General features: G+C 63.5%; 1 protein-coding gene. It reads left to right on the top strand.

The window, feature by feature from the left end; genetic code table 11:
* The coding region (locus C7402_RS47320; RefSeq protein ID WP_165842145.1) for a beta strand repeat-containing protein at window positions 1–2,271 on the top strand (2,271 nt) is incomplete at both ends.

Raw genomic sequence — 2,271 nt, 5'->3', positions numbered from 1 at the left:
TGTTCTGCAAACGGCCGGCAACGCTGGCGGTACGGCATCGTTCGACACGTCGAATATCTCGGGCGTGACGAACCTGACCGTCAAGTCGGCGGGTAACGGCGAAGACAACGTCAAGGCAGCCGCGACGACGAACATCAACGTTACGCACCTGAGCACGCAGGATGGTGGCTTGGACGCAGGCGTCGTTGTCGCAGGCGGCAACAACGTTACGGTGAACACCGCGGCTGGTTTCGTTGATGTCGGCAGCACGACCATTGCCAATGTCAATCCGACTGGCGCAGTCAACGTGACCGCGGCGAATACCGGCACGGTCAACGTGTTTGGCGGCACGACGGTTACTGTCAACGACGCAGGCCAGAACAGCACGGTGAACGTTGGCGTCAACGGCACTGCCGTTTCGCCGTCGGAGCCGACCGGCGCAGTCTCGGTCAATGCAACGGGTTCGGGCACCACGGTCAACGTGTTCGGCGGCACTGACGTGTCGGTCAGCACCGTTGGCGGTAACGCAGTGGACGCCGGTGGCGTCAATATCGGCGGTTTCGCAGCCAACACGGTCTACGCACCGACCGGCAATGTGACGGTGAACGTCAACGAAGCCAAGGCATACGCAAAAGACTACCTCACGGGCGTGACGTCGGGTTACCAGTCGAACGTAAACGTCCTGGGTGGCGCGAACGTCTCGGTGACGACGAACGCAGGCAACGTGACCATCGGCGGCACCGCTGTGGACGCAGCAGGCAAGCTCCTCGCTGGCGAAAACGCGACCGGCACGGTTACCGTGACGGAAACCAGCAACGTCAGCCGCGTGAACGTTTATGGCGGCACGGACGTGGCCGTCAACGCAGCAGGCGGTGCAGTGCACGTCGGCAATGTTGCAGGCACGGTAGTGGCGACCCCGAGCGGCGCTGTCACCATCAACAACACGGCTTCGGTTGCATACGACGGCATCGTCAACACCAACAACGGCTTCGTCGCCGTTGAAGGCGGCACGGACGTCAACGTCACGACCAACGCAGGCGGCGTGCGCGTCGGTTCGTCGAGCGGCACGGCAGGTGCGCAACCGACCGGCAGCGTCACGGTGACGGATACGACGGCGGGCTTCGTCGGCGTGTTTGGCGGTTCGGACGTGACGGTCAGCTCGGCTGGCGGCCTCGTTATCGTCGGTAACGACAGCGCAGGCGCAAGCACGAAGGGCGACGTTTCGGTTACGCAGTCGGCTGTCGAGACCGGCGGCCAGTACACGAACAACTCGGCTGTCAGCGTTGCTGGCGGCGACAACGTCACGGTCAACACGACTGGCGGCAACGTTACGGTTGGCACGGATGCGACCCCGACGACGGGCGCAGTGTCGATCACCGACACGTATGTCGGCTACAACGTCGACAACTTCACCGTTGTTGGCGGCACGACCGTGTCGATCACGACGACGGCAACGGACGGCGACATCGACGTCGGCAACGTGACGGCAGTCATCGACTCGGTCACGGGCGCGCTCAAGAACGCCAGCGACTACGCTTCGGGCAACGTCACGATCGTCAACGAATCGAAGGCAGGCACGTCGGCCGCCGGCGCCTCGAACGTCTACGGCACGGGCGACACGAGCGTCACGACCAACGGCGCAACGTCGGTCTCGATCACGGGCGGCGAAAGCGCGACCATCACCGACATCCAGACCCAACTGACGAACGGCGTTAGCACGCTCTCGAACGTCACGCTGGACCACGTCGAAGGCAATTCCACGATCACGTCGGATGCGCTCACGTCGCTGACGGTGCTCAATGGTATTTCGGGCTACGAATACACCATCGACAACACCACGAAGGGTCACGACCTCTCGCTGACGATCGGCGGCGACGCACCGGTGTTCGGCGTCGACACGATCATCGACACGACGGCTGGCGCGGTTACCCTGGCTGACAACGGTGTTGCATCGGGCCGCGTCGACCTGCAACTCGACACGGCAACGAGCGTCACGGTCAACACGACGGCTGCGGTCAACCTCACCGTCGATGCAGGCGCGAACCTGACCACGGTTACGCTGAACAACACCGCCGCTCTGAACCTGTCGGTCGACGGCGCAACGAGCCTCGCATCGATCGACGCGAGCGCGGCAACGGGTGGCGTGACTGTCGAAGTCGACCCGACCCTGACGAGCTTCAAGGGCGGCGCAGGCAATGACGTCGTCACGATCGATTCGAACAGCCTGCTCCACGCTGACGAAACGACGTACAGCACGATCTCGGGTGGCGCTGGCAACAACACGCTGGTGGC

Source organism: Paraburkholderia unamae, assembly GCF_003096875.1.
GTDB classification, from domain to species: Bacteria; Pseudomonadota; Gammaproteobacteria; order Burkholderiales; family Burkholderiaceae; genus Paraburkholderia; species Paraburkholderia unamae.
Note: the sequence above shows the minus strand (reverse complement) of the source record. Positions and strands in the feature narration are given on the sequence as shown.